We start from the raw sequence: 26524 nt of genomic DNA, 5'->3' as shown, positions 1-26524 counted from the left end.
AGCGCAGCAAGCGCTCGCTCGACATATTGGATGGCAAAAACATTTCTATTTGATTACGGCATGATATTCAGGGCAGGTTCAGTGCCTCGGCGATCTCATGCCAGGCGATCATTTTGAAGTTCTGATTACCTTCAGGCATGCGCTTGCGCCCGTCCTGCACAACTAACATCCCGTTCGGCCATGCACTGCCGAGAGACATTGAGCTGACCTCCAGGCCGTCCGTTTCGGATACGCCGTCGATGCCAGACTCGACATTGATACCTACCCGGAATGCACCGCGCAGTTGGTAGGGAGGCTCTGCATCCAGTACCAGATAGCTGTCATTCCCCTGGCTGGATAGCACAAGGTAAGGCTGCTCTGACTCGTAGATAGCCATGCCTTCAACATCGGCATGGAGGGGGCCGTCTACGCTGATCACCTGACTCATTTCGGTAGCTTGTTGTGGATCGCTGCTCAAACTCCACACCCCAACACCCTCTTCACCAATAAACAGGCGTTCGCGCTGGTCATCAGCCACACAGCCTTCGGGTTGAGTCGCTGTACTGAATTCACGTACCAGGCTGGCGTTAACCTGGCCTTGATCTTCTTCCATCAGATATTGGACAAAGCGACCGTCCTTATCATTGGCAATGGCATAAATGTCACCGTCTTGCCCCTTGGCCATGCAGAGGCCGTAGATTTCATTCAAAGGTACGGGGATGCGGCCCAAGCCGCGAACCTCGGCATCGCCTGACCCGATTGAAAACAGCTCCAGGCTATTGCTGTCGCGATTACTGGCAACCGCCAGGCTGACGGTTTCGCCGTTGAGCGAGAAGCCGTCACGCAGATCAACATTATTGATACGGCCAACCGGCAAATACTGCAGCTGTTGGCCATCAAGATTGTATACGCCGAGTCCACCGCGCTTATCGGTACCCAGAATTCGAGACTGGGACGCATCGCTTGGGTTGACCCAGATAGCCGGATCATCTGCAGCGTCTCCGCTGTGCGGCACTGGCAGGGTTTGCGCCTGAGCAGGTACCTCAACGATGGCTGGTTCCGACTGTGCCGGCTGGCCCGGGGCAAGCTCTGCTTGATAGAGGTGCAGGTTGGCATCATCGGCGATCAGCAGTTCAAGCACTTCACTGGTGCGTGCCGCCAGTCGTTCGGGCTTCTGCAATTCACTGGTTTTCTGTGGTGGCGCTGCCTGCCATCCTTCAGCCGTAGCCGTATAACGATGCAAGTTAGCTTTGCCATCAAGAATCACGACACCGTCTGCACTGGCAGCCAGGCCAGGAGCGTCTTTGGTCAGACCGCCATACGGCTGGACCAGGTCGACGATGGCGCGTTCACCGTTGGTTTCAGGGTTGGCTGGATAAGCCCAAACACCGATGTCTTCTTCGTTGATAAAAAGTTGGCCCAGTTGATCATTGACTGCACATTGCTTGGCGCCAACCGGGAGGTGCAGCGTGCGCATCAGCTTGGGCGTAGCCAGCAGCCGCTCTTCATGAGCAACTAGCCATTGCTGCCCGCTGCCTTCTTCACCAACCAGGAAGAGATACAAATGGCGCTGTTGATCTGCGTAGAAGCAGAGGCTCTCTACCGGGTAGGGTGTAGTCGGCAGCCAGGTGGGGGCCGAATACCCTTGCTGACCAGCGTCCCACGTAACCAGCATGGGTTGATCGCGTACGGTATCCAGCGTGGCCGTAAGCAGCCCCTGGCCGAATGGCCGAGCGTCCAGCCCGGCAAAACGCCCAGCGTAGGCCTGGCCGACCGGCTCGCCGGCACTATCCATTAACCACAACCCGTTCGGTCCCGCTGCCAGGCGGTCGGGTAATTGGTTATTGCCATCGGTGGCTAATAATACCCAGCTCTCAAACTGAGCATCCTGCTTAATGGGTGTCCAGCGCTGAATCTCTAGTTCAGCAATGTCAGGGGTATTCGGGGTTGCCTCAGTTTGGCGGCTAGGCTGATCAAAACAGCCATTCAAAGCAAAGCATACTGGCAAGAGTACGCCAACGATTTTGGTTGCGGCTCGCATACAGAATCTCACATCAAAAAGTGGGAAGGGCGCGCTATACACGCCCTTTGGGATCAGAAGTGGGTCAGTGACAGGCCAACTTTGTAGGTTGGGCCGTATTCTTCGTATTGGGCGTTGAAGCTTCGATCGCCGGTGTAGGCGTAATAGCTCTCGTCGGTAATGTTCTGCGCTTCGACAAAGATCTGCAGCTGCTTGGTCAGGAAGTAGTGAGCACTGATATCGACGAAGAACTGGTCGTCCACATGGGTGTCATAGCGCTTATCAAGCACATTGCCGACTTCGTCCAGGTAGTCCGATTGGTAGTTGGTCGCAACGCGCAGGCTCATGCGGTCATTTTCCCAACCTAGAATCAGGTTACCGCTGGTGTCTGACTGTCCCGGCAGGCTGATGCTGCGGCTGGTCATGTTGCCGGTATCGGGGTTGAACTGCTCGATGTCGGCGTCAGAGCGGGTAAAGGTGCCGTTAGCGCTGAGCAGCAGACCATTCCAGGGTGCTGGTAGCCATTCGAATTGCTGCGAGTAGGCCAGTTCAAGGCCGTATACATCAGCCTTGTCGCCATTGGCATAGGTCTTGGCTTCAGCAAAGGCGGCGTACTCGCCCGTGCCCGCCAGGTCCGCGGAGTAAACAAAGTTCTCGATATTCTTATAGAACACAAAGGCCGATACGGCGCCGGCTTTGCCCATGTAGTGCTCAATGCCAAGATCAAAGTTGCTGGACTCCAGAACATCCAGCTGCGGGTTACCAAATTCCGCCTCATCGCCATCGATTACAAAGCCCGGGAATAGCTGCCCGAATGTGGGACGCACTACCGTATTGGTCCAGGCCGCACGCAACTGACTGCTGTCATTGAGCTGATAAATGGCATGCAGACCAGGGAGCCAGTGATGATAGTCGTTGCGTTCATTGACTGCTTCAAAGGCGCCATCATTGATACCGGTGCCTTTCGCCTTGAGGCGAGTGCCCTCGTAACGCAGGCCAGCGATGATGCGCAGGTCATCAATATCGACGGTGTTCATGATGTAGGCGGCGTTAATATTCTCTTCAATGCTGAAGTCGTTGATGCGCGACTGCTCGGCGTCATAGAAGTCCGCCGGGTTCAGGCCTGCAATCAGCTGCTCCAGAGCACCAGCGTCGACTTCAGGCCCGAGTTTGCCATTGCCGTTGACGAAGTTGGCCAGGTTCAACTGATCGATGGTGAAGCCTGCGTTGGTGAGGTCTTCATAGGCCCATACTTCAAGATCATTGTCCTTGGTCCGGGTGCTGAATTTGGTGCCGAATTTGACCTGGGATGCCAAATCCTGCCAGTAATAGTCACGGGTGAGGTCGATACGAATATTCTGTTCGGTATCCGTGGTCAGCTGCTTCTCACGCTCAATTTCATCAAGAGTAAAATTACCGGCCTGATAAAAGGCGTCGCTGATTTTTACATTGGGCTCGCGGCTACTGTCATAACCTGCATCGGAAAAATCGCTGTTGCCGACAAACTTTGAACCAGGAATATGCAGCGGGCTATCTTCACTTGCTTCGCTGTAGCCATATTGGCTGCTGAGAGTCCAATCCCCTATGCGACGCTCGCCGCCCAAAACAAAGCTTTTAATCTCTTGGGTTTCGGAACGATCCTTAACCTCGCGGGTACCTTCAGCATCGCCGCGTTCGCCTGGCAGTTGAGCATCGGCAAACTCGATCACGTTCGCCTGGCGAGTCTCGGTATCTTTATAACGGCTGTACAGAGTGCGCAGATATAGGTCTGTGTCTTCATCTGGACGGAAATCAAAGTTGAGCCCAGCACCCAAACGCTTGCGGCTGATGTCATAGCGACGCTCTTCTAACTCTTCCAAACGCGCACCGCTGGCGTCGTCAAAATCCCAGGCACCGCCGGTTTCGACGTTATCCGAGCCAAAAGTGCGATCCTCCCAGCTCAAGGCTGCAGCGACAGCGAAGTTATCGATGCCCTGGCCAACGCTGAAGCGGTTGCTGATAGCGCCGGATACCTTGGGGCTGGTCTTGCCGGTGTTGTCGTTGTAGCTGGCTTCGCTCGAGAGGCTGTAAAACGTGCCGGGATGATCAAAGCCGGAGAGACTTTCTACCTCGACTGTGCCGCCCAACGAGTTCGCATCCATATCCGGCGTTAGGGTCTTGACCACCGATAGCGACTGCACCAGCTCACTTGGCAGTACATCCAGGGCTACAGCACGTCGGTCATCTTCCGGCGCTGGCACCAGAGTGCCGTTGATAGTGACCGAGTTTAGATCGGCGCCCAGCCCGCGTACTCTGACAAAACGTCCTTCGCCCTGGTCGCGCTCGACCGAGACGCCTGGAACGCGCTGAAGCGCTTCAGCTGCGTTGTCGTCCGGTAGCTGCCCGATGGCATCCGCGTGCACCACGCTCTCTACACTGTCGGACATCCGCTGGTCCTGCAGCGCCTGCTCCAATTGGGCGCCCTGGCCAATAACGTTAACCACTTCTGGCGTCGCACCGGCGGCAGATGCCTGGGCGCTGAAAGCAATAGAAAGCGCCAAGGCGGAACAGCGAAAGCCGGCGCGATATAATGATTTGCTGACTGACATGAAAAATCCTCTGCTGACAAATGGGCGTTTGCCCTGATGGGAGAGGACCTTAGGTCGGCCTTGTGTCGGTTCTGTGACAGTGAATTTGGCTGGTGCGAATTTGGGGCAAAATAAGGCCTGTTGCGGCTGCAATTGAGCTGATATCACCCCCGAAAGCCATTGATTACCTCCTGTACAGGCCCCGTCTTACGGTTTTGGTCGGCGTATTGAGGCAATTAATCATGAACCTGCGCAAATCAATATGAGCTGAAATGACCCACGCACTGAAACCTGATCGTCATATTGATCTGATGTCCTAAGCCTCATATTGCTCAAGGATGTCTTTTCGATGTACTCCATGCTGACGCTGCATAGATTCAAGTTACTTACCTTGCTGGTAATAGCTAATGCTGGCGCATTGCTCTACCTCAGCTTGGGTGAGCTGAAGCCAATGGAAATCTGGTCCTGGACTGATATAGCAGGCGAGGGTGGTTCAGCTTTACTGGTGCTGGTCTGGGCCTGGTTATTGTTGAAAGGTCGGCCGGCCGGCCGCGTGACTAATCTGCTCTTTTTTGGCCTGGCGTGCCTGTTCTGCTCTTTGTGGATGGATAGTCTGGATGAATTTATCGCACTGCCTGAAACCATGACGCTAGATCATTGGCTGGAATCGGCGCCCATGCCGATTGGCTTTATCCTGCTGACACTGGGTATCTATCACTGGCATTTTGAGCAGTTAGCGATCAGTGCACAGATGATCAATCGCGAGCGGCACTTCCGCGAACATCGACAATTCGACAAGCTGACCCCCTTGGGTGATGCACGGTACTTCCAACGGCAACTGGAGCAAGCCATGCCGGAAGCGCAGGAGCGTGCCGAGCCCTTGTCTCTGGTGATGCTCGATCTGGATGACTTCAGTGCCGTCAATAACAAGCATGGCCTGCGTGAAGGCGATCGCGTATTGCAGCTGGTAAGCCAGCAAATAGTGCTGAACTTGCGTAGCCACGACCTGCTTTGCCGGTTAGCGGGAGATCGGTTCATCATCCTGCTACCTGCTACGCTGGAGGCTCAAGCTCAGGTGCTGGCACAGGAGTTATCGGATTCGCTGGCTCATCTGGCGTTGAAAACCGCAGGGCAAGGCGAGCGGATAACGCTCAAAGCGACAGCGGTTGCCTTGATGGCTCGACAGGAGGATGCCAGCTCTCTGTTAAAACGCCTCAATATTGTGATGGCGCGAGCCAAGCAAGGTCCGCAGCTGGCCAGATCGGGCGCATGAGCAGGGTTAACTGGCTGGACTGCGAGACGCGATTTATTTCCGCCAGAGCACAGCCTGCCTACCTGATTGATCTGGCCCTGTCGCGCGGAATAGAAAGCCATCACCTGCTGAAGGGAACCGGATTGTTCTATGACGACCTGCTCAGCGGCGACCCGCACATCAGCGCGAACCAGTTTCACCGTCTGATCGATAATAGTCGCTTGTTACTGGGAGCGGACGACAGCGGCTTCCTGTATGGGCAGCAGTTACTACCCGGGCATTACGGCGCAGCGAGCAACATGCTGTGGCATGCGGACACACTACTGCAGGCGTTACAGCACCTGCAGCAATACAAGGTGCTACTGAGTCCGCTAAGTGCGCCAGTCCTGCGGATGGATGAACAGTCGGTCTACGTTTATTGGCTGGATAGCTTCAATGCGGGAAAAATCGGCAGTTTCTCATCGAGTCCAGTATGGTAGCGGTGACTGCACTGGCGCGTCAGTTAGGCGGGCCCAATCTGCCCTGGCATTATCACCTGGCTCACTCTGAGCCGGCTTATATCGAGCAATATTGGGTGCACCTGGGGGAACATCTGCGTTTTCAAAGCCCTGTCAGCTTCATGCGAATACCGCGCGAGTTTGTCAGCAAGGCTCTACCGTCTTCAGCCGTAGTGGGGCGCATCGCCGAGCAGGAAGCAGGGCTGCAATTGTCGCAGCTGCCTGCCCCCGATAGCTTCACTGATGCGCTTTATGAGTATTTGGCGACACACATATCTAAGTTGACTGGTATGGAACAGGTCGCCGCAGACTTTGGTATGAGTACCGCAACATTCAAGCGGCGTCTTCAGCGCGAGGGCACCCAGTTCCAGGCCCAGCTGGATCGTGCGCGCACCATTATCGCTCTGGATCTGTATCTCTGCCGGGGTATGACCAATGAGGATGTCGCGGGTTATCTGCAATTCAATGATCGAACCAACTTCAGGCGTTTTCTCAAACGCCTGACAGGCAAATCGCCGAATGACTTGCGCCAATGGTTAAATGGATAGTTATATTTAACAACAACTTGAAGGTGTTACTTCAAGCGTCGCTCGATACCCATCTGCATCAATATCTTGGCTGAAATCTCCTCAACCGAGAAGTGAGTCGAGTTGATGTAGGGGATGTTTTCCTTACGGAAAAGATTCTCTACTTCGCGCACTTCAAACTCACACTGGGCAAAGCTGGAGTAGCGACTGTTAGGGCGACGCTCGTTACGGATACCGGCCAGACGCTCAGCATCAATCGTCAAACCAAAGAGCTTGGCCTTGTTTTCCTTCAGCGCCTTGGGCAGCTGCAGGCTCTCCATATCGTCTTCGGTCAAGGGATAGTTCGCTGCGCGAATGCCGTATTGCAAAGCGAGATAAAGACAGCTTGGTGTCTTACCGCAACGTGACACCCCGACCAGAATGATGTCGGCCTGAGTGTAATGGTGTGTCCTGGCGCCATCGTCGTTATCCATGGCGTAGTGCACCGCGTCAATACGGTCTTTGTAGTGCGTGTTGTGCTGAATCGAGTGGGTTTTGCCTACCGAATAGGACGAGCCGTCGCCCAACTCCTGCTCCAGAGGGGCAAGGAACGTAGAGAAGATATCAATCATGTAGCCGCTGGATTTAGCCAATTCCTGACGTATATCGTTGTTGACCACGGTATCAAAAATGATGGGGCGCTCTGCATCTTTCTCGGCAGCAGCATTGATTTGTTGTACCATGTCTCGCGCTTTTTCAACGGTATCGACATAGGGCCGCAGCAGCTTGGTGAACTGAATGTTCTCAAACTGAGCCAGCAGGCTCTGACCTAGCGTTTCGGCAGTAATGCCGGTGCCATCAGAAATGAAAAAAGCAGTGCGTTTCATTCGCGAAGCCTTAAGATGTCGTATTCCATGAAGAGCGTGATTGTGAGCTCAGGCCCGACACACTCGTAAAACGGCATTGTGGCGCATTTGTTGCGGGCAAACCAGTCGAGCCCGTTGCGGTCGCCGACTAATTCATTGATTGACGGAGAGATCACCTTGTTAGAGTACGTAGTGTCCTTCGAGCAGCTGGGCGTTGACGATGTAGAGCGGGTCGGGGGCAAAAATGCTTCTCTCGGCGAAATGATCAGCAATCTGGCCAATGCCGGTGTTTCGGTTCCCGGCGGCTTTGCCACCACGGCAGACGCCTATCGCGAGTTCCTCGAGCAAAGTGGCCTCAACGACCGCATCAATGCTGTCCTGGACAAGCTCGATGTCGATGATGTGAACGCTCTGGCTCAGGCCGGCGCGCAGATCCGCCAATGGGTGATGGAGGCTGATTTTCCGCCTGCGCTGGACAAGGCCATTCGTGACGAGTTTGCCAAGCTGTCGGACGGCAACCCGAACCTGGCCGTTGCCGTGCGCTCCTCGGCGACAGCAGAGGACCTTCCGGATGCGTCCTTTGCTGGCCAGCAGGAAACCTTCCTGAATATCCGCGGCGTCGATAACGTGATTTACGCCGCCAAGGAAGTATTTGCCTCGCTGTTCAACGACCGCGCTATCTCTTACCGCGTGCATCAGGGCTTTGACCACAAACTGGTCGCTCTGTCTGCTGGCGTACAGCGCATGGTGCGTTCTGAGACCGGTACTGCGGGTGTCATGTTTACGCTCGATACCGAATCAGGCTTCCGCGACGTCGTCTTTATTACTGGCGCCTACGGCCTAGGGGAGACGGTAGTGCAGGGTGCAGTCAACCCTGACGAATTCTATGTGCACAAGCCTACTTTGGCTGCTGGCCGTCCATCGATCCTGCGCCGCAATCTGGGTAGTAAAGCGATCAAGATGGTGTATGGCGATGAAGCCAAGGCTGGCCGCTCAGTTAAAACCGTTGATGTCGACCTGGCTGAGCGCAGTCGGTTTTGCCTGACTGACGAAGAGATCGTTAATTTGTCCAAGCAGGCGGTCATCATTGAGCAGCATTATGGCCGCCCAATGGATATCGAGTGGGCCAAAGACGGCGACGATAACCAGCTCTATATCGTTCAGGCGCGTCCTGAAACAGTGAAGAGCCGCACCACCGCCAATGTCATGGAGCGCTACCTGCTGAAAGAGAAGGGTACCGTTCTGGTTGAAGGTCGTGCCATCGGTCAGCGTATTGGTGCTGGCCCTGTACGCATCGTTAACGATGTATCAGAAATGGACAAGGTTCAGCCTGGCGACGTCTTAGTTTCCGACATGACCGACCCCGACTGGGAACCTGTCATGAAGCGTGCCAGTGCCATCGTGACCAACCGTGGTGGTCGTACCTGTCACGCTGCGATTATCGCTCGTGAGCTAGGCATTCCCGCTGTGGTCGGCTGTGGTAACGCTACAACCGAGCTGAAAGAAGGTCAGGAAGTCACTGTTTCCTGTGCTGAAGGCGATACCGGCCTTATTTATTCTGGTCAGCTGTCGTTCGACATCAAGAAGAACAGCGTTGATGCCATGCCGCCCATTCCGTTCAAGATCATGATGAACGTGGGTAACCCGGATCGCGCCTTCGACTTTGCCAACCTGCCGAATGAAGGTGTGGGCCTGGCGCGTCTGGAGTTCATCATCAATCGCATGATTGGCGTTCACCCCAAGGCGCTGCTGAACTTTGACAGCCTGCCCGCAGACGTCAAGGAAAGCGTGCAAAAGCGCATAGCCGGTTATAACGACCCGGTCGGCTTCTACGTTGACAAGCTGGTTGAAGGTATCAGCACATTGGCTGCAGCCTTTTGGCCGAAAAAGGTCATCGTGCGCATGTCGGACTTCAAGTCCAATGAGTACGCCAATCTGATCGGTGGCCGCCTGTACGAGCCGGAAGAAGAAAACCCGATGCTTGGGTTCCGGGGCGCCTCGCGCTATATCAGCGACTCTTTCCGTGACTGCTTTGAGCTGGAATGTCGCGCGATGAAGCGTGTTCGTGACGAGATGGGCCTTACCAACGTCGAGATCATGATTCCCTTCGTGCGCACCGTCGGCGAAGCCAAGCAAGTAGTAGAGCTGCTGGGCGAGAATGGGTTGAAACGTGGCGAGAATGGCCTGCGCCTGATCATGATGTGCGAACTGCCCGCCAATGCGTTGTTAGCAGATGAGTTCCTTGAACACTTTGACGGTTTCTCTATTGGCTCCAATGACCTGACTCAGCTGACATTGGGCCTGGATCGCGACTCTGGCATCATCGCGCACCTGTTTGACGAGCGGAATGCGGCGGTGAAGAAGTTACTGAGCATGGCTATTTCTGCATGCCGCGATGCAGGCAAGTACATTGGTATTTGCGGTCAAGGACCTTCGGATCATCCTGATCTAGCCCAATGGCTGATGGATCAGGGCATCGAAAGCGTGTCACTGAACCCTGATTCGGTCATGGACACCTGGTTCTTCCTGGCCGAGAATGGCAAGTAAGAGCAACTGCAAATCCAGTCTTCAAGGAGAACGCAATGCATTATGTAACGCCAGATCTATGCGATGCCTACCCGGACGTAGATGTTGTTGAGCCGATTTTCAGTAACTTTGGCGGCCATGACTCCTTTGGCGGTGAGATCGTTACGGTCAAATGCCATGAGGATAACTCTATCGTCAAAGAGCAAGTCGATCAGGATGGCCGCGGAAAAGTCATGGTCGTCGATGGCGGCGGATCTTTTCGCAGAGCCCTACTGGGCGATATGCTGGCTGAAAAAGCGGCTAAAAACGGCTGGGAGGGCATTATCATTTACGGCTGCGTGCGCGACGTAGATGTGTTGGCGCAAACCCCGCTGGGGATTCAGGCGCTGGCTAGTCACCCGATGAAGACTGACAAGCGTGGCATTGGCGATCTCAATGTCACGGTCAGCTTTGCCGGAGTGACCTTTAAGCCTGGTGAATACGTCTATGCAGATAATAACGGCATAATCGTATCGCCTACAGCGTTGAGCATGCCGGAATAAGTAGTAGCTGCGCATGTTGCTGACAAGGGGGAAGACGCGCCAGTCTTCCCCCTTGGCGCATCTGCTGTGCGCTTTTCCCAGGAGGCAACATGTCTGAAGATCCCTTAGAAAGCAGGCTGCGTCATCTGCTGCAAGACGATGGCGAATATCAGGGGGCTGATCGAGAAGATCGCCGCCTGGATCAAGTGCTGCATAAGGCTCACATTCGCGGTGGGGTTTTTGACCTGATCAACCTGTTCACTCGCTGGGGCTGGGTCTTGTCCGAGGGTGGCGCACGTGGAGCGCGCCACCTAAAACCGGTGAAGCGAAGTGTTACTGCAGTCCAACCTGAAGACGATATTTAATAAGAGACCACCATGGAATTTGACGTCTGGAGCCAGAGTTTCGTTGCCGCGATGACCACCTTGTGGAGCAAGGTTGCCTCTTTTGTACCTGACCTCATTGCAGCGTTATTTATTATCCTGCTCGGCTTTGTTATCGCCAAGGTAGTTGATGCGGTGCTGAGCAAAGGCTTGGCCAAGCTGGGATTGGATCGCTTAATGGGCGGCGCCGGTGTCAACAAGATGCTGGCACGCGCGGGCATCACTTCCTCGGTATCGGTGATCATCGGCAAAGTGGTTTACTGGTTTGTCGTTCTCACCTTTATTGTATCGGCCGCAGAATCCCTTGGTCTGGCGCGGGTATCTTCTACCCTGGATGTGTTCACTCTCTATTTGCCCAAAGTGTTTGGCGCGGCGCTAATACTGCTGGCAGGGCTTCTTCTTTCGCACTTGGTGAACGGCGTAGTGCGCGGTGCAGCTGAAAGCATGGGCGTTGATTACGCGAGTGGCTTGGGCCGATTTGTCCAGGGCTTGCTGGTCATCATTACCGTATCGCTTGCCATAGGCCAGCTGCAGATCGAGACGGCCCTGTTGAACATGGTCATCGGCATTGTGCTGATCACCTTTGGTGGTGCCGCAGCGCTCGCGCTCGGCTTGGGTAGCAAGCAAACGGTCAGCCAGATCATTGCCGGTATTTATGTGCGTGAACTGTATGAGGTAGGCGACCGGATCACTGTCGGCGAGCTGGAGGGTAGTATTGAAGAAATTGGCACGGTCAAAACCTCGATATTGACTGACGACGGACAGCTGGTTTCCATTGCCAATAACACCCTGACGTCTGAAAAAGTGTCCCGTTGATCGTGATTACCCCTGTTTTGCAGCAAAGATACCCAAGCCTTGACCAGTCGTAACGAGCCTCGCCGCCGCTATAATCCGGCAACACTGAGTGATGAAGATTTGGTCAACGCTGCAAAAGTTGAACTGCTTCACACTACCATTGCCTATGAAGAGCTTATGCGTCGCTATCAGCGGACGCTTTTTAACGTGTGCGCGCGTTATCTAGGCAACGAAAGGGACGCGGATGACGTCTGCCAAGAGGTAATGCTGAAAGTCTTGCACGGCCTTAAGCAATTCGAAGGAAAGGCTAAGTTCAAAACCTGGCTATATAGCATTACTTACAATGAGTGCATCACTCAGTACCGCAAAGAAAAGCGGAAAAGGCGCCTGCTAGACGCCTTGAGCCTTGATGACCAGGACGAGGCGATCGAGCCAGAGCCCATTGCAGGAGAGGCTCCAGGGCTGAATGCACTGCTTTCTCACGTCAATCCTATTGATAGAGAAATACTGGTTTTGCGTTTTGTTGCGGAACTTGAGTTCCAAGAAATTGCCGATATTATGCGCATGGGATTAAGCGCGACCAAAATGCGCTATAAAAGAGCACTGGAAAAACTGCGTAATCAGATTGACAGTCCTTTTATATAAGGCTTGTATAGTTGTTAGTGTATTTCAGTTATACTACACAAGAGCTTTACGTAAAGTTAACGTCCTAATGGATTTGATGGGGATTCAATAATGAAATTGAAAAACACTGTGGGTATCGTTGTTGGTTCTGTGATTGCTGCCTCCAGCATTCCTGCGATGGCAATGAGCCAGCAGGGTTCTGTGGAAGTAGAAGCTTTCGCGGATCGCTACTTCAGCGACAGCAAATACGACATGAACGACGGCACCCTGGTGGGTGGTAGCCTCGGTTACTTCGTTACTGATGACGTATTGCTTAACATTGGCCTGGGTAAGTACAAAGGTCTGGAAGACGATAGCACCAACACCAACCTCGACGGCAAACTGGCTCAGGTTGAAGCGGTTTATCACTTTGGCAACAGCAATATCCGTCCTTACGTATCCGCTGGCCTGGCTCACCAAGAGCTTGAGCAAGTCGGTACCAGCCAAGACGATCGCACCACTATGGCTATGGCCGGCGTTGGTATCAAAAACTACCTGAACGAAAACTTCTTCGTGAAGGCTGGTCTTGATGCGCTGTATGGCTTTGACCATGGCAACACCGAATGGCAGGCTGGCGTAGGCTTGGGCATCAACTTCGGCTCCAAGAAAGAAGAGCCCGTCGTTGCCGCTGCTCCTGCACCAATGCCACAGCCAGAGCCAGCACCTGAAATGCAGTCAGTTCGCGTAGAACTGGACGTGCTGTTTGACTTTGACAAGGACACTATCCGTCCAGAATACCGTCAAGACATCCAGAGCCTGGCTGAGTTCATGAAGACTTATCCTTCCGTGACTACTACCGTTGAAGGTCACACTGACTCCGTCGGTAGCGATAGCTACAACCAGAACCTGTCTGAGCGTCGCGCCAATGCTGTTCGCGAAGCACTGATCGGTGAAGGCGTTGATGGTTCGCGCGTAAGCTCAGCCGGTTACGGTGAAGCTCGTCCGATTGCTGACAACTCAACTGCTGAAGGCCGTTCAATGAACCGCCGCGTTGAAGCAGAAGTTGAAGCAGAAGTTGAAGTGCGTTAATAACGTACCAGACCAAAAAAACCCGGCTTAGGCCGGGTTTTTTTATGCTTATATCTTGAGGTAACCCGTTACTCTTCCAGTGAGTTCACGCCGGGGAAGCGAACGCGGAAATCTTCCGGCATTGGGCGTACCTTTGAGCTCTCGAAGTGATAAAACACGAAGCCTGACTTTGCCAGCGCAACCTGCTCACCATTACCGGACTTGCTGATACGGAAGATGATGTCGCCACCGTATTTGTTGAGATCCATCAAGCCTACCTCAAAAACCAGTGCGTCTCTTGCAAAGGCCTCACGCAGATAGGTCGTAGCCAGGTCGGTGACGATAATGCCTACGCCTCTCTCGCTGACTTCCTCAATACCAAATTGGTAAAGAAAGCGGGCACGCGCCTCGGAGATCATAGAGATCATCGAATCGTTGGCCAAGTGGTTGGCCGAGTTTATGTCGGTGATACGTACCGTTAGTTGGGTCGTGAAATAAAACTGGTTTTCCGGGAATTCGAGCTGCAGACGTGCCATAACAAAAGCCTAGTTGAGTAGAGCAGAGGAGGTAGATTGGCGCGCATTCTACCTGAGCTAATCAATACGAGATAGAAAAAAGGGGCTACCCGAAGGTAGCCCCTTTTCTACACCAAGGCCTCTCGGCCGGGATACCGGTCAGCTATCAGCCGAACTGGTTCATGGTGTTGTCTTTACCACCCGCTTTCAGAGCAGCTTCACCAGCGAAGTACTCTTTATGGTTGTCGCCGATATCGGAGCCAGCCATATTCTGGTGCTTAACGCAGGCGATGCCCTGGCGAATTTCTTCGCGCTGAACGCCTTTCACGTAAGCCAGCATGCCTTCCTTGTCGAAGTAACCTTTTGCCAGGTTGTCGGTAGACAGCGCAGCAGTGTGGTAAGTCGGCAGGGTGATCAGGTGGTGGAAAATACCTGCTTCACGGGCTGCATCAGCCTGGAAGGTGCGGATGTTTTCGTCAGCAACCTGAGCCAGTTCGGTTTCGTCATACTCAACGCTCATCAGCTTGGCGCGGTCGTATGCAGAAACGTCCTTGCCAGCCTCAGCCATCGCATCGTATGCCTGCTGACGGAAGCTCAGGGTCCAGTTGAAGGACGGGCTGTTGTTGTAAACCAGTTTCGCGTTAGGAACCACTTCGCGGATACGGTTAACCATCTCAGCGATCTGGCCAACGTGCGGCTTCTCGGTTTCGATCCACAGCAGGTCAGCACCGTTCTGCAGGCTGGTGATGCAGTCCAGAACAACGCGGTCAATACCGGTGTCCTTGCGGAACTGGAACAGACCGGAAGCAAGACGCTTGGGCTTGAGCAGCTTGCCGTTGGACTTGATTACAACGTCGCCGTTGTTGATGTCGTCAGCGCTGGTGATGTAGTCGCCGTCGAGGAAAGCGTTGTACTGGTCTCCCAGGTCGCCTGGCTCGTTGGTAACAGCGATCTGCTTGGTCAGGCCAGCACCCAGTGAGTCGGTACGTGCAACGATAACACCGTCGTCAACGCCCAGCTCGAGGAACGCGTAACGAACAGCGTTGATCTTGGCGAGGAAGTCAGAGTGAGGAACGGTGACTTTGCCGTCCTGGTGGCCGCACTGCTTCTCATCGGAAACCTGGTTTTCGATCTGGATGCAGCAAGCACCGGCCTCGATCATCTGCTTGGCCAGCAGGTAGGTCGCTTCGGCGTTACCGAAACCAGCGTCGATGTCAGCGATGATCGGCACAACGTGAGTTTCGTAGTTATCGATCTGAGCCTGGATTTCAGCAGCCTTGGCGTTGTCACCGGCTTTGCGAGCGTCGTCAAGGGCGGTGAACAGCAGATCCAGTTCACGAGCGTCAGCCTGGCGCAGGAAGGTGTAAAGCTCTTCGATCAGCGCAGACACAGAGGTTTTCTCGTGCATGGACTGGTCTGGCAGCGGGCCGAATTCGGAGCGCAGTGCAGCAACCATCCAACCGGACAGGTACAGGTAGCGCTTGTTAGTGGTTTTCAGGTGCTTCTTGATGGAGATCAGCTTCTGCTGACCGATGAAGCCGTGCCAGCAACCCAAAGACTGGGTGTAGACAGAGGAGTCGGCGTCGTATTCAGCCATATCCTTGCGCATGATAGCCGCGGTGTACTTGGCAACATCCAGACCGGTCTTGAAGCGGTTCTGCGCACGCATGCGAGCGACGGATTCTGGGTTGATAGCGCTCCAGCCACTACCTGCTTGTTCTTTCAGCTCGGCAGCTGCTTTGATGTCGTTTTGATAAGCTGACATGGTCCATCCTTCAAAGTTTGCGTTAGGTTCAGCACGATTTGTCGACCCATGCTCCGCTGGCCGCAAAACCACTTAAACAACGTTTGACTAAAAAAGGAGGAGACTGGCGAAATGCTAGAGGAGGGGGGGTGTGGCAAGGTACTTCAAGCAATAAGTCACCAAAAAGACAACGTCTCCGTTATCGCGGACTTAAGCTGCTGAACACCATTACCTACGTTAAATCGCTTCCCCGTCCCTCAGGACAACTTTCGTTCCAGTCGCCACCTCGTCAAACAGCTTTGTGAGCGGTAAAGACACGTGTCGGGCCGTTGGTTTTGGCTTCGACTCGGAGACCTATCTGAGGCCTCTGGCTAGCGGGAGCGAGGCAATAATGAGACCTCAAGGCATATAAGTCAATCAGGTGTAGTGTTTTTTTTAGCGCACTACATAGATGAGGGCACTGACAGACAGCTTAGTTAAGCCGCTCTACCATAAGGCGAATGCTGCCACTGGATTGGCGCTGCGTAGAGATACTGCGGCCTATATCGGCATCATTGCGGCTATCGGAATCATCCAGCCCGCCGACGGTGACCCACTCGCCAAGCCGCGCAGTAACCACCGTGTCGGCGCGCTGGACATCAATCACGCCCTGGTGGTTGCGGTTCAGCCGATCGTTATTGGCGCTCAAGGTAATGGTCGCCATCTCGCCGTTAAGCCGCACTGTTGCGTAAAATCCCTGGGTGACGTTCTGGTACTGGGTTTGCTCAACAATCCGTCCGTAAGCGTCGGTAGTGCGCGTGGTCAAGGGCACGCTCTGCCCGCTCTTAATCAGTACGGGATAGCCTTCGCTAGCGACTACCTGTCTCACGCCGTCATCCGCAGAGCGTGTCTGGCGGTTGATTATTCTGGCTTGATTACCCTTGCTGCCATTACCGATGATGATATCCGCCGGACCAGTGCTTATACGTCCATCGACACGATATCCGCGCTCAACTCCGCTACTGCTGCCACTATTGGACACGCTGATACGCAGACGTGAAGGCTGTTGGTCAATCTGCTCAAGCAAGGCTTTCAGTTCAACGATCCGCGCAGGTTCTGCACGAATCAGCAGTTGATTGCCATACGCAGAAACGCGCTCATCTGAGCGCAGCATGGGCTGCAGAGCAGGAATGACATCCTCTGCCATGTTGTATGATAGCGGGACGATTTCTGTGGTGGGTGTGGCGTTGGCATAGAGCACGACAATAGACAGGCACATCCAGCTGATCAGCTTGATAAACGCACGTGGCTTCATAGTAGAAATCTCCGGATGGCGGGATCACTTTGGCTACTGGCCCAAAGCTCATCGAACTGGCTGGACCAACGCTTGACCTGATCAGGCGTGTACTGACGCACAAAGCCTTCTCGCACACGGCAGTCAGGCAACATGAAAAAACCCTGTGAGTCCGTTGTCATCTGCACATACTTGTTCTTTGTCAGGTCGGGATGTTGGCAGCGAATTTCGCACAGACTTGGAAAGCGATGAACCAGGCTCAGCAGCGTGCGCCCCTGCAGAAACTCCTTGTCCACATACTGCAGAAGTATCTGTATCCTTGTTTTTGGATCGCGCGCTATAAGGCGCTCGCAGGCCTGGATAAAGCCTCGCTGGTTGAACAGCCAGCGGGCCTGTTCAGGGGAGTAGATTCGCAGTCTGCGCCGACACTGATCTACCAGCGTAGTAACCTGTTCGCAAGCAATAGCGCCACTCACCGAGTGCAACTCGGCGTCGCCTTCGGCTAATGGCTGGACAGTCTCGCGATTGAACTCGGGGTTGCTGATATCGAAGCGCCCCGGCGATTGAAACTCGATATCGGCCAGCTCGACCGTGGCCACAGCGCTCAGCTGATCGCTTGCCTGCCAGCACATGTCCTGATGAGCAATCCCCGCGTCTTCATACTCCTCTGAGCAACAAGCAAAGCCAAGCTTGCGATAAAACGCAGCGGCGTGAACCTGGGCCGAGAGAATCAATTCGCGCATTCCGCTAGTCTGAGCGTACTCCATCACATGCCGCATGATAGCGGCGCCCAGGCCCAGACCACGACAGTGCGCCAATACAGCAACGCGACCAATATGGCCGTCGCTTAGCAGTCGAGCCGTCGCAGCAGGTTGAGCCTGGTAGTAGAGCAGGAAATGGGTAGCACTCTCATCCTGTGTATCCCACTCCAGGTCGGCCGGCACTTGTTGCTCGTCGATAAATACCTGCTGGCGAATATCGCGGAGCGCTTTACCATTTACCCAATCTACCGTAGTGATGTGTATCTCATTCATCATCCCCCTCCAATAGGAGATACCCCTTCGCTAGCAGTTGCTCCAATAGCTCGATGGCCTCAGCATTTTCATGCCATTGCTCAAGCGCTTGCGGCGTCAAATAACTCTGATTGCAGATCTGCTGTACTAACGGCAGCAAAGCGCCCGGTACGATGCAATGTTCGCCGCTGGCAAACAGCTGAACCGAACCATCGGCTGCAACGCGATACGCCAGTTTAATACTGGGGTTATGCAGCAAGGCGATGCCAGCATTCAGCCCTTCCAGCAGATCTGCTTCATCATCAATATAGCTTTGTGCCAGTTCAGGATAGCGTGTTTCTGTCATGTGACGCCCGAACCAGGTCGCCAACGCTTCCCTGTTTTGGACCAGCTCAAGAATACTTCGTTGCAGACGATCAACGGATTCTTCATCAATGGCAGCTGGGTCTTGTGGCTGTTTGAGACCCGCGTCACTGTAGCGAGCATCTTCGCTGAGCTCGCTAGCGAGGTAGTCGGTAAAGTGCACCAGAATTTCCTGATGGCTCGGTGCGCGAAAACCGATGGAATAGGTCATGCAGTCGGTCTCGGCAATACCATCATGGGCAAAACCTGGCGGGATATAGAGCATATCGCCGGGCTCAAGCACCCATTCGTCCTGGCACTCAAAATCACGCAAAATACGCAGGTCCGGGTTGTCCTGAAGCGCGCTGGTACTGTTGCAGTGTTGGCCAATACGCCAACGCCGCTTGCCCTCAGCCTGCAGCAGAAACACATCATAATTGTCGAAATGTGGTCCAACGCCACCGCCCGGTGTGGCATAACTGATCATTACATCATCAATGCGCCAACTTGGTAGAAAATGGAAGCGTTTTAACAGCTCGGCAACATCCGGTACAAATTGATCCACTGCCTGTACCAATAGCGTCCAGTCCTGCTCGGGCAACGCCTTGTAGTCATCGTCAGCAAAGGGGCCGCGCCGCAGCTCCCAAGGGTGGCTGCCGTTTTTGATAACGATACGTGACTCTACTTCTTCCTCCAGCGACAGGCCGGCTAGCTCGTCTGGCTCAATGGGGCTGCTGTAGCCTGGAATGGCTTGGCGAATAAGCAGTGGCTTGCGCTGCCAGTACTCACGAAGAAAGCGTTCCACACCAACATCACCGAGTAACGCATCAAATTCTGAACTCATAAGTATCCAATCCTGAAATAGCAAACGCCCGGCAGACCCGGGCGTTGTGGTGCGATGCTGAAGAACGGATCGTTACTTAGAGCCTAGCAGTTGATTTCTGCGTTGGCCTGCTTGCTGATCCGAGCTCAGTTGTCCGCGTTAAAAGTTAAATACGTTTGGCTTGTGCTACTGCACTGCCAATATAGTTGGCTGGCGTCAGGCTCTTCAGCTCCTGCTTGGCTGCATCGGGAATATCCAGACCCTCAACAAAGGCGAGCAGTGCCTCAGGGGTGATTCCCTTACCCCGAGTCAGGTCCTTGAGCTTCTCGTAAGCGTGCTCAACACCAAAGCGACGCATGACAGTCTGAATTGGCTCTGCCAATACCTCCCAGCAGTTATCCAGATCTTCAGCAATACGCTTGGCGTTTAGCTCCAGTTTACTGATGCCCTTGAGTGATGATTCGTAAGCAATAACGCTGTGGGCAAAGCCAACGCCCAAATTACGCAGTACGGTCGAATCTGTCAGGTCACGCTGCCAGCGCGAGATGGGAAGCTTGCTGGCCAGGTGCTGCATGATGGCGTTGGCAATGCCGAGATTGCCCTCAGAGTTTTCGAAGTCAATCGGGTTGACCTTGTGCGGCATGGTAGATGAGCCAATTTCGCCAGCGATGGTCTTCTGCTTGAAGTAGCCGAGGGAAATATAGCCCCAGATGTCACGATCAAAGTCGATCAATATAGTGTTGAAGCGCGCTACCGCGTCGAACAGCTCAGCAATGTAATCGTGCGGCTCGATCTGCGTGGTGTAGGGGTTGAAATCAAGCCCTAGCGTCTCTTCGATGAAATGCTTGGCATTAGCCTCCCAGTCGACATCGGGATAGGCAGAAAAGTGAGCATTATAGTTGCCCACCGCGCCATTGATTTTACCCAGCAAAGGAATACTTTCTATCTGCTTAATCTGCCGCTCCAGGCGGTAAACCACATTCGCCAGTTCTTTGCCCAGTGTAGTGGGGGAGGCCGGCTGACCATGTGTGCGTGAAAGCATAGGCACTGCTGCGTGCTCAACAGCCAGAGCACGAATGCTGTCGGCGATCTGACGCATCAGCGGCAGTAGTACGTCGTCGCGGCCGGCGCGCAGCATCAACGCATGGGACAGGTTGTTTATGTCTTCTGAAGTGCAGGCAAAGTGAATAAACTCACTGACCTTTTCCAGCTCAGGTAGCTGTTTGGCCTGCTCCTTGAGCAGATATTCCACGGCTTTAACATCGTGATTGGTGGTGCGCTCGAATTCTTTCACGCGCTCGGCATGAACCTGCTCAAAGCGTTCCGCCAGCGTATCAAGAAGCTGATTGGCCTCGGCTGAAAAAGGGCCGATCTCGGTCAGGCCAGGGTGAGCTGCCAGGCACTGAAGCCAGCGAACCTCTACCTGGACGCGAAAACGGATCAAGCCGTATTCACTGAAAATTGGGCGCAAATTGGCGGTCTTGCTGCCGTAGCGGCCATCGACGGGAGATACGGCGGTCAGCGAGGAGAGTTGCATAAAAGGGTTCTCGTCAAAAAAAGCTGGCGGAAAAGGCGCAAATCATACACCAATTCACGCGCTTTTGGCCTGCTTCGGCGAGCTGGAGATACTCAGCAGGCTAGCCACGAAGATAAGCCCTGCGCCAGCCCATGACGACACCCCGGGCATTTCGCCCCAGAGGAACCAGGCAAAGCCACCGGAGAAAACGATAGCCAGATAGCTCAACGGCCCTATTTTTCCGGGCGGCGCCAATGCATAGGCCTTGGACATCACCAGTTGGCTGGTAGTCGCAACCAGTCCGACTGCCAGCAACAGCAGCAGTTGGTGCAGGGTCAGCACCTGCCAGGCCCACAGCATAGGTATGGCAGAAAGCAGCGTTGAGAAGGTTGCAAAGTAGAATACGATGCGGCTAGCTGGCTCACTACTGCTCATCGCTCGAATCGACACGAAGGCTGCCGCCGCCAGCAGACTTGCCGCCACTCCGGCTAACGCCTTGGGTTCAAATAGTGACCCGGTGGGCTTGGCCACCAGTAGCACGCCGACAAAACCGACCAGCACTACGCCGATAATTCGCGGCGTAAGGCTCTCGCGTAGCCACCACCAGGCGAGCAAGGGGGTGAATACCGGTGCCGCATAGGTGAACACCATGGCGTCTGCCAGCGGCAGGTGGGCGATTGCGTAAAAGAAGCAATACATTGCTCCTAGGCCATAAAAAGTCCGCAGGAAGTGATGGCGAAGGCGCTGGGTATGGAAGGGCGCAAACCCCTTCAGCAACATCATTGGCAGGAAGAACAGCACGCCTACCAGGTTGCGGAAGAAGACCACCGTTTCATTATTGACCCCGACCGACACCTCTCTAATCAGCACGCCCATGATCGCAAACAGGAGCGCTGATAGTGCCAGTAGCATTGCGCCCTGGCGCGGATTGTCCTGACGGACGAGTTCAACCACGCAGTAGGGCTCGGGTAGCGTCCAGAAGCTTCTTGCGCTGAAATAGCAACTGCCAGCGATGACCGCCGACCTGACGCCACAAGGTTGCGCCGCGAATACCGGCAAGCAGCAACGCGCGTATGCGATTGGCCGTATCGGGTTGTTGCAGGTAGCGCATATCGCCCTGTACCTGAATACGCAGTCGTAACGTACTGAGGGTGTCCTGGTAAGTGGCGCCAAGCGAGGCCATCACGTTGTCATGCAAAATACCGAAATGCTCGACTTGATGTTCAGTCTGGCTGATACGTTGGCCAAGGACCTGCAGCATGTCGCTGCGTTTTGCGAGCTGCCGCTCTAGCGTCAGCAGATTCATAACATAGCGCAAGGCATCACGCTGCAACGCAGCTGTATCGCGTTCCAACATGGCTTCCAGCGCCTGCAAGCCACTGCGAATCTGGTGTGTGCTGCCGCCATAGACACTGAGCACGTCATCGGGCGAGGTAATCAGAATACTGCTCGCCAGACACGCCGTCGGACCTTCTGCTGATTGACCGCTGCGCGCCAGCTTATCTACCTGCAGGGCAGCCTCGAAAATGGCGCCCAAGGCAATGGCCTGATCACGGATATTACTCATGCTGCACGCTCGTCAAAGGCCGGCTCAGCCGTTTCAATAACGCCGCCGCCAAGGCAAACGTCACCCTGATAGAGCACCACTGACTGACCTGGGGTAACCGCCCGTTGCGGTTCATCAAACACAATACGGTACCCGTCTGCTGTTGGCTCCAACAGGCAGTTCTGGTCAGGCTGCCGATAGCGTACTTTAGCCGTGACCCGAATCGAGCCGCGCGCAGCCGGCTCTGGGTTAACCCAGTAAATTGTCGAGCAAGTGAGAGCGCTTGCAAACAGCCAGGGATGATCGTTACCTTGACCGACCACCAGCACGTTATTGCTCAGGTCTTTTTTCAATACATACCATGGCTCATCACTGGCCCCTTGCAAGCCGCCGATCCCCAAACCCTGGCGCTGGCCAATGGTGTGGTACATCAAACCATGATGGCGACCAATAACCTCGCCCTCGGTGGTCTGAATGTCGCCCGGCTGAGCGGGCAGATACTGCTTGAGGAAATCACTGAAGCGGCGCTCGCCAATAAAGCAGATGCCGGTTGAGTCCTTCTTGCGCGCGGTGGCCAACTCATACTTCTCGGCAATACGCCGGACCTCAGGCTTCTGCAGCTCACCGACAGGGAAGAGTGTTCGCGCAATCTGCTCGGCGCCTACTGCGTGCAAGAAATAGCTCTGGTCTTTATTGCCATCAAGACCACGCAGCAACAGCGTTTGATTGTTTCGTTCGGCGCGTCTGACGTAGTGGCCGGTCGCGATCAGGTCGGCGCCGAGGGCGAGGGCGTAATCGAGAAAAGCCTTAAATTTGATTTCGCGATTACACAGGATGTCCGGATTGGGGGTCCGTCCCGCCTTGTACTCTTCAAGAAAATGTTCGAACACATTATCCCAGTATTCAGCAGCAAAGTTCGCCGTGTGCAGCTTGATGCCCAGCTTGTCACTGACCGCCTGGGCGTCAGCCAGATCATCCATGGCGGTGCAATATTCTGTGCCGTCGTCTTCGTCCCAGTTCTTCATGAACAGGCCTTCAACCTGATAGCCCTGCTCCAGCAGCAGCGCCGCAGATACAGAGGAGTCGACCCCGCCGGACATACCGACGATGACGCGAGTTTGATCAGGTGCTTTGGCGGTATAGGTGTTCATGTCAACGAATCAAATCCAGTGAGTAGTGCGGTTTGTTCAGGTAGTCGAGGATGCAATCGAGCACCAGATGGCTACGCAGTTTATGGCGTTCCTGATTGATTTCTTCAAGGGTCATCCAGCGCGCTCTTACAATACCGTCGTCCAATGGCTGACCGGCGTCATACTTTAGTGGCCTGGCAGAGAAGCAGGTACGTTGGTAACTTGTACCATTGGCTGCGGTGAACAAATACAGCCCCGTGATGCTAACGAGCTCGACGCTCCAGGCTGTTTCTTCCCGGGTTTCCCTCACTGCTGCCTGAAGCAGGGTTTCTCCTGACTCCAAATGACCTGCTGGCTGATTAAGCACCAACCGACCATCGCGGTGCTCTTCTACGATCAGAAAGCGGCCGTTGTCTTCAACGATACAGGCAACGGTAAGATGGGGAGTAAAACGCATGGTGGGCCCTCCAATGGTGGCATAGGTTAGCGCAAAGCCGCTGTTGGGTGAACCATCACGCGAATGGATAAAGCAAGACTAGCATTGACAGCAAAAGCGACTAGGATTCTGATAGTCGAAGGCGTGTAGTGTCTTTGTAGTGTTACTACACACCTACCGTTTTTTGCTGTGAATAGGCACTTGAGAGCGTAAGCATCCGGGCCGCAGCAATAGGTTTGAACAAAAATGCGTGACTTTTTGTAGGAAAACTACAACAATACGGCAGCTCAAAATCCGTATTCTTATTCAGTGCCTATGGGTTACCCGCCCGCAGGCTACTAGTTGCAACGACAACATACACGGAGTCAAAAATGGGATACCAAAAGATCCAAGTGCCGGCAAGCGGCGACAAAATTACTGTTAATGCCGACCTTTCCCTGAATGTACCCAACAACCCTGTCATTCCTTATATCGAGGGAGATGGCATCGGTGTTGATATTTCCCCGGTAATGATAAAGGTCGTCGACGCTGCAGTCGAAAAGGCCTATGGCGGCGAGCGCAAGATTTCCTGGATGGAAGTGTTTGCTGGCGAGAAAGCCACCCAGGTTTACGATCAGGATACCTGGCTGCCAAAAGAGACCCTGGAAGCGGTTAAGGATTACGTTGTCTCGATCAAAGGCCCCCTCACTACACCAGTAGGTGGTGGCATCCGTTCGCTGAACGTTGCACTGCGTCAAGAGCTGGATCTGTACGTTTGTCAGCGTCCGGTTCGCTGGTTCACCGGTGTACCTAGCCCGGTCAAGAAGCCCCAGGACGTTGACATGATTATCTTCCGTGAGAACTCCGAAGATATCTACGCGGGCGTTGAATTCAAGGCTGGTACTCCAGAAGCCGAGAAAGTCATCAAGTTCCTGACCGAAGAAATGGGCGCAACCAAGATCCGTTTTACCGACATGTGCGGTATCGGTATCAAGCCGGTTTCCGAGGAAGGCACCAAGCGTCTGTCACGCAAGGCTCTGCAGTACGCTGTAGATAACGATCGTGACTCTGTCACTATCGTGCACAAAGGCAACATCATGAAGTTCACCGAAGGTGCCTTCAAAGAGTGGAGCTATGAAATTGCCCGTGACGAGTTCGGCGCCGAGCTGCTTGATGGCGGTCCCTGGATGCAGTTCAAGAACCCCAAGACCGGCAAGAATATCGTCGTCAAGGACGTGATTGCTGACGCCATGCTGCAACAGATTCTGTTGCGTCCGTCCGAGTACGACGTGATCGCCACCCTGAACCTCAACGGTGACTACCTGTCCGACGCCCTGGCGGCTGAAGTAGGCGGCATTGGCATCGCACCTGGCGCCAACCTGTCCGACTCTATCGCCATGTTTGAAGCGACTCACGGTACGGCACCCAAGTACGCAGGTCAGGACAAGGTAAACCCCGGTTCACTGATCCTGTCTGCAGAGATGATGCTGCGTCACATGGGTTGGGTAGAAGCGGCTGACCTGATCATCAAGGGCACTGAAGGCGCTATCGCCAACAAGACAGTGACCTACGACTTTGAGCGACTGATGGAAGGCGCACAACTGCGCAAGTGCTCCGAGTTCGGCGACGATTTGATCGCGTCCATGTAAAAGCAGTAACGCAGCGAGGAAAGGGGCGAGCCTGCTCGTCCTTTTACCGTGCTGAAAGCAAAACAAAGCCGGCTAACGCCGGCTTTGTTTTGTGCACTGGAATCAGGTCAGGACGCTAGTAGTTCGTCACTGTTTCGGCTGAAACATCTTCATTTTCCAGTTGTTTCTTGCTAGCTTGTTGCTCTGGACATTGAATGTTGACCGCGTGTAGTCCTTTGGGGCCCTGGATGATGTCAAATTGTACCGGTTGCCCGGCCTTCAACGTTTTGTAACCATCCATCTGGATAGCTGAATAGTGTGCAAAAAGGTCTTCTTCCCGTCCATCGGCTACAATGAAACCGTACCCTTTGGCGTTGTTGAACCATTTGACCTTACCGTTCTCCATACTGCATCCCTCTGATAACTGTCACTTCATGTGAATGTGCGTCCTACGGTGCCTAGACTGAGAACAGGTAGGAACTTTAATTCGTGACTGATCAGTCAAGCACTATTACACTTTTTATCACCTAATCGAGGTAAGTCAAGCCAGCCTCAGACAAGCTGTGTGCCAGTACGCACTTTTGCGATGAGCGGCCTATTTACCAATGCAAACAGCCAAGCGACCTATGTTTTCAATGACGAAATTTCAACTAACCTTAATCAAAGGTTCAGGCGCGCCTGAGCACGAGGACGATCACGGCCTTGCGGTCGAGACCAGCAAGCCCGAGCTAAAGCCGCCTTCGCGCTATAAAGTGGTCATGCTGAACGATGACTACACCCCAATGGACTTTGTGGTTGAGGTGCTGGAAGGTTTTTTCTCGCACAACCGCGAAAGTGCTACGCAGATCATGCTGAAGGTGCATACTGAGGGCAGAGCGGTTTGCGGTATCTACACCCGGGATATCGCCGAGACCAAGGCGGCTGAAGTGAATGAGTACGCAAAGGAGTGCCAACACCCGCTGATGTGTCAGATTGAGCGGGAAGCGTAACAAAGCG

23 protein-coding genes and 1 pseudogene are annotated in these 26524 nt (G+C 54.1%); 10 read left to right on the top strand and 14 right to left on the bottom strand.

Going from position 1 to position 26524, the window contains the following annotated elements:
* Nucleotides 1-67: 67 nt before the first annotated feature.
* Nucleotides 68-2020 carry a phytase gene (locus H4J77_RS09280; protein ID WP_182248047.1) on the bottom strand — a complete coding sequence of 651 codons (1953 nt, stop codon included), beginning with the start codon at nt 2018-2020 and terminating at the stop codon, nt 68-70.
* Nucleotides 2021-2073: 53 nt separating this feature from the next.
* On the bottom strand, nt 2074-4587 hold the full coding sequence (locus H4J77_RS09275) for a TonB-dependent receptor (protein WP_182248046.1): 2514 nt from the start codon (nt 4585-4587) through the stop codon (nt 2074-2076).
* Between the two features lie 328 nt (nt 4588-4915).
* On the opposite strand from H4J77_RS09275, the gene H4J77_RS09270 reads away from it, so the two are divergent.
* Both H4J77_RS09270 and H4J77_RS09265 read left to right on the top strand, forming a co-directional pair.
* The gene (locus H4J77_RS09270) at nt 4916-5839 is read left to right on the top strand and encodes a GGDEF domain-containing protein (protein ID WP_182248045.1); all 924 of its coding nucleotides are present in this window, start codon (nt 4916-4918) and stop codon (nt 5837-5839) included.
* Nucleotides 5836-6863: pseudogene (locus H4J77_RS09265) on the top strand (AraC family transcriptional regulator ligand-binding domain-containing protein). The gene H4J77_RS09270 and the pseudogene H4J77_RS09265 overlap by 4 nt, the downstream one beginning before the upstream one ends.
* Before the next feature lie 26 nt (nt 6864-6889).
* Here the strand turns inward: H4J77_RS09265 and H4J77_RS09260 are convergent.
* Nucleotides 6890-7708 (bottom strand): pyruvate, water dikinase regulatory protein, encoded by an 819-nt coding sequence (locus H4J77_RS09260; RefSeq protein WP_123889292.1) that lies wholly within the window; start codon nt 7706-7708, stop codon nt 6890-6892.
* Nucleotides 7709-7864: 156 nt separating this feature from the next.
* Between H4J77_RS09260 and ppsA the strand changes: the two genes are divergently transcribed.
* From ppsA to H4J77_RS09230, 6 genes are all read left to right on the top strand, one after another.
* Nucleotides 7865-10234, top strand: a complete 2370-nt coding sequence (gene ppsA, locus H4J77_RS09255) for a phosphoenolpyruvate synthase (RefSeq protein WP_182248044.1) — start codon at nt 7865-7867, stop codon at nt 10232-10234.
* A 35-nt stretch (nt 10235-10269) separates the two neighbouring features.
* Nucleotides 10270-10755: a ribonuclease E activity regulator RraA gene (rraA, locus tag H4J77_RS09250; RefSeq protein ID WP_182248043.1), complete on the top strand. Its 486-nt coding sequence runs from the start codon at nt 10270-10272 to the stop codon at nt 10753-10755.
* An 89-nt stretch (nt 10756-10844) separates the two neighbouring features.
* Nucleotides 10845-11099, top strand: coding sequence for a CrfX protein (locus H4J77_RS09245; protein WP_182248042.1), 255 nt, complete (start codon nt 10845-10847; stop codon nt 11097-11099).
* A 12-nt stretch (nt 11100-11111) separates the two neighbouring features.
* The gene (locus H4J77_RS09240) at nt 11112-11933 is read left to right on the top strand and encodes a mechanosensitive ion channel family protein (protein ID WP_123889288.1); all 822 of its coding nucleotides are present in this window, start codon (nt 11112-11114) and stop codon (nt 11931-11933) included.
* Nucleotides 11934-11972: 39 nt separating this feature from the next.
* Nucleotides 11973-12557 carry an RNA polymerase sigma factor SigX gene (sigX, locus tag H4J77_RS09235; protein ID WP_123889287.1) on the top strand — a complete coding sequence of 195 codons (585 nt, stop codon included), beginning with the start codon at nt 11973-11975 and terminating at the stop codon, nt 12555-12557.
* A 90-nt stretch (nt 12558-12647) separates the two neighbouring features.
* Entirely contained in the window at nt 12648-13604 is a 957-nt protein-coding gene (locus H4J77_RS09230; RefSeq protein WP_123889286.1) for an OmpA family protein, read from the top strand.
* Nucleotides 13605-13672: 68 nt separating this feature from the next.
* Here the strand turns inward: H4J77_RS09230 and H4J77_RS09225 are convergent, their stop codons facing one another.
* The 10 genes from H4J77_RS09225 to H4J77_RS09180 all read right to left on the bottom strand — a co-directional run bounded on the left by H4J77_RS09225 (nt 13673) and on the right by H4J77_RS09180 (nt 23942).
* Entirely contained in the window at nt 13673-14119 is a 447-nt protein-coding gene (locus tag H4J77_RS09225; protein ID WP_123889285.1) for a thioesterase family protein, read from the bottom strand.
* A 145-nt stretch (nt 14120-14264) separates the two neighbouring features.
* A complete protein-coding gene (locus H4J77_RS09220; RefSeq protein ID WP_123889284.1) occupies nt 14265-15863 on the bottom strand; it encodes an isocitrate lyase in 1599 nt (532 codons plus the stop codon).
* 451 nt (nt 15864-16314) lie between these two features.
* Nucleotides 16315-17136, bottom strand: a complete 822-nt coding sequence (locus H4J77_RS09215) for a secretin N-terminal domain-containing protein (protein ID WP_182248041.1) — start codon at nt 17134-17136, stop codon at nt 16315-16317.
* On the bottom strand, nt 17133-18149 hold the full coding sequence (locus tag H4J77_RS20190) for a GNAT family N-acetyltransferase (protein ID WP_182248039.1): 1017 nt from the start codon (nt 18147-18149) through the stop codon (nt 17133-17135). The genes H4J77_RS09215 and H4J77_RS20190 overlap by 4 nt, the downstream gene beginning before the upstream one ends.
* A complete protein-coding gene (locus H4J77_RS09205) occupies nt 18142-19314 on the bottom strand; it encodes a cupin domain-containing protein (protein WP_182248037.1) in 1173 nt (390 codons plus the stop codon). The genes H4J77_RS20190 and H4J77_RS09205 overlap by 8 nt, the downstream gene beginning before the upstream one ends.
* Before the next feature lie 145 nt (nt 19315-19459).
* Nucleotides 19460-20830 (bottom strand): adenylosuccinate lyase, encoded by a 1371-nt coding sequence (gene purB / locus H4J77_RS09200; protein WP_182248035.1) that lies wholly within the window; start codon nt 20828-20830, stop codon nt 19460-19462.
* Nucleotides 20831-20884: 54 nt separating this feature from the next.
* A complete protein-coding gene (locus tag H4J77_RS09195) occupies nt 20885-21721 on the bottom strand; it encodes a DMT family transporter (protein WP_182248073.1) in 837 nt (278 codons plus the stop codon).
* Between the two features lie 34 nt (nt 21722-21755).
* Nucleotides 21756-22376: a high frequency lysogenization protein HflD gene (hflD, locus tag H4J77_RS09190; protein WP_182248033.1), complete on the bottom strand. Its 621-nt coding sequence runs from the start codon at nt 22374-22376 to the stop codon at nt 21756-21758.
* A complete protein-coding gene (mnmA, locus tag H4J77_RS09185; protein ID WP_182248031.1) occupies nt 22373-23506 on the bottom strand; it encodes a tRNA 2-thiouridine(34) synthase MnmA in 1134 nt (377 codons plus the stop codon). The genes hflD and mnmA overlap by 4 nt, the downstream gene beginning before the upstream one ends.
* A 1-nt stretch (nt 23507) precedes the next feature.
* On the bottom strand, nt 23508-23942 hold the full coding sequence (locus H4J77_RS09180) for an NUDIX hydrolase (protein ID WP_182248029.1): 435 nt from the start codon (nt 23940-23942) through the stop codon (nt 23508-23510).
* 350 nt (nt 23943-24292) lie between these two features.
* Between H4J77_RS09180 and icd the strand changes: the two genes are divergently transcribed.
* Complete coding sequence (gene icd, locus H4J77_RS09175; protein ID WP_123889276.1) at nt 24293-25549, top strand: NADP-dependent isocitrate dehydrogenase; 1257 nt, start codon at nt 24293-24295, stop codon at nt 25547-25549.
* Nucleotides 25550-25664: 115 nt separating this feature from the next.
* On the opposite strand, the gene cspD is transcribed toward icd, so the two are convergent.
* A complete protein-coding gene (cspD, locus tag H4J77_RS09170; RefSeq protein ID WP_123889275.1) occupies nt 25665-25934 on the bottom strand; it encodes a cold shock domain-containing protein CspD in 270 nt (89 codons plus the stop codon).
* 229 nt (nt 25935-26163) lie between these two features.
* Between cspD and clpS the strand changes: the two genes are divergently transcribed.
* Complete coding sequence (gene clpS, locus H4J77_RS09165; RefSeq protein WP_404940762.1) at nt 26164-26517, top strand: ATP-dependent Clp protease adapter ClpS; 354 nt, start codon at nt 26164-26166, stop codon at nt 26515-26517.
* Nucleotides 26518-26524 lie beyond the last annotated feature (7 nt).

This window comes from Pseudomonas sp. 5Ae-yellow (assembly GCF_014077575.1).
Classification (GTDB): domain Bacteria; phylum Pseudomonadota; class Gammaproteobacteria; order Pseudomonadales; family Pseudomonadaceae; genus Halopseudomonas; species Halopseudomonas neustonica.
Note: the sequence above shows the minus strand (reverse complement) of the source record. Positions and strands in the feature narration are given on the sequence as shown.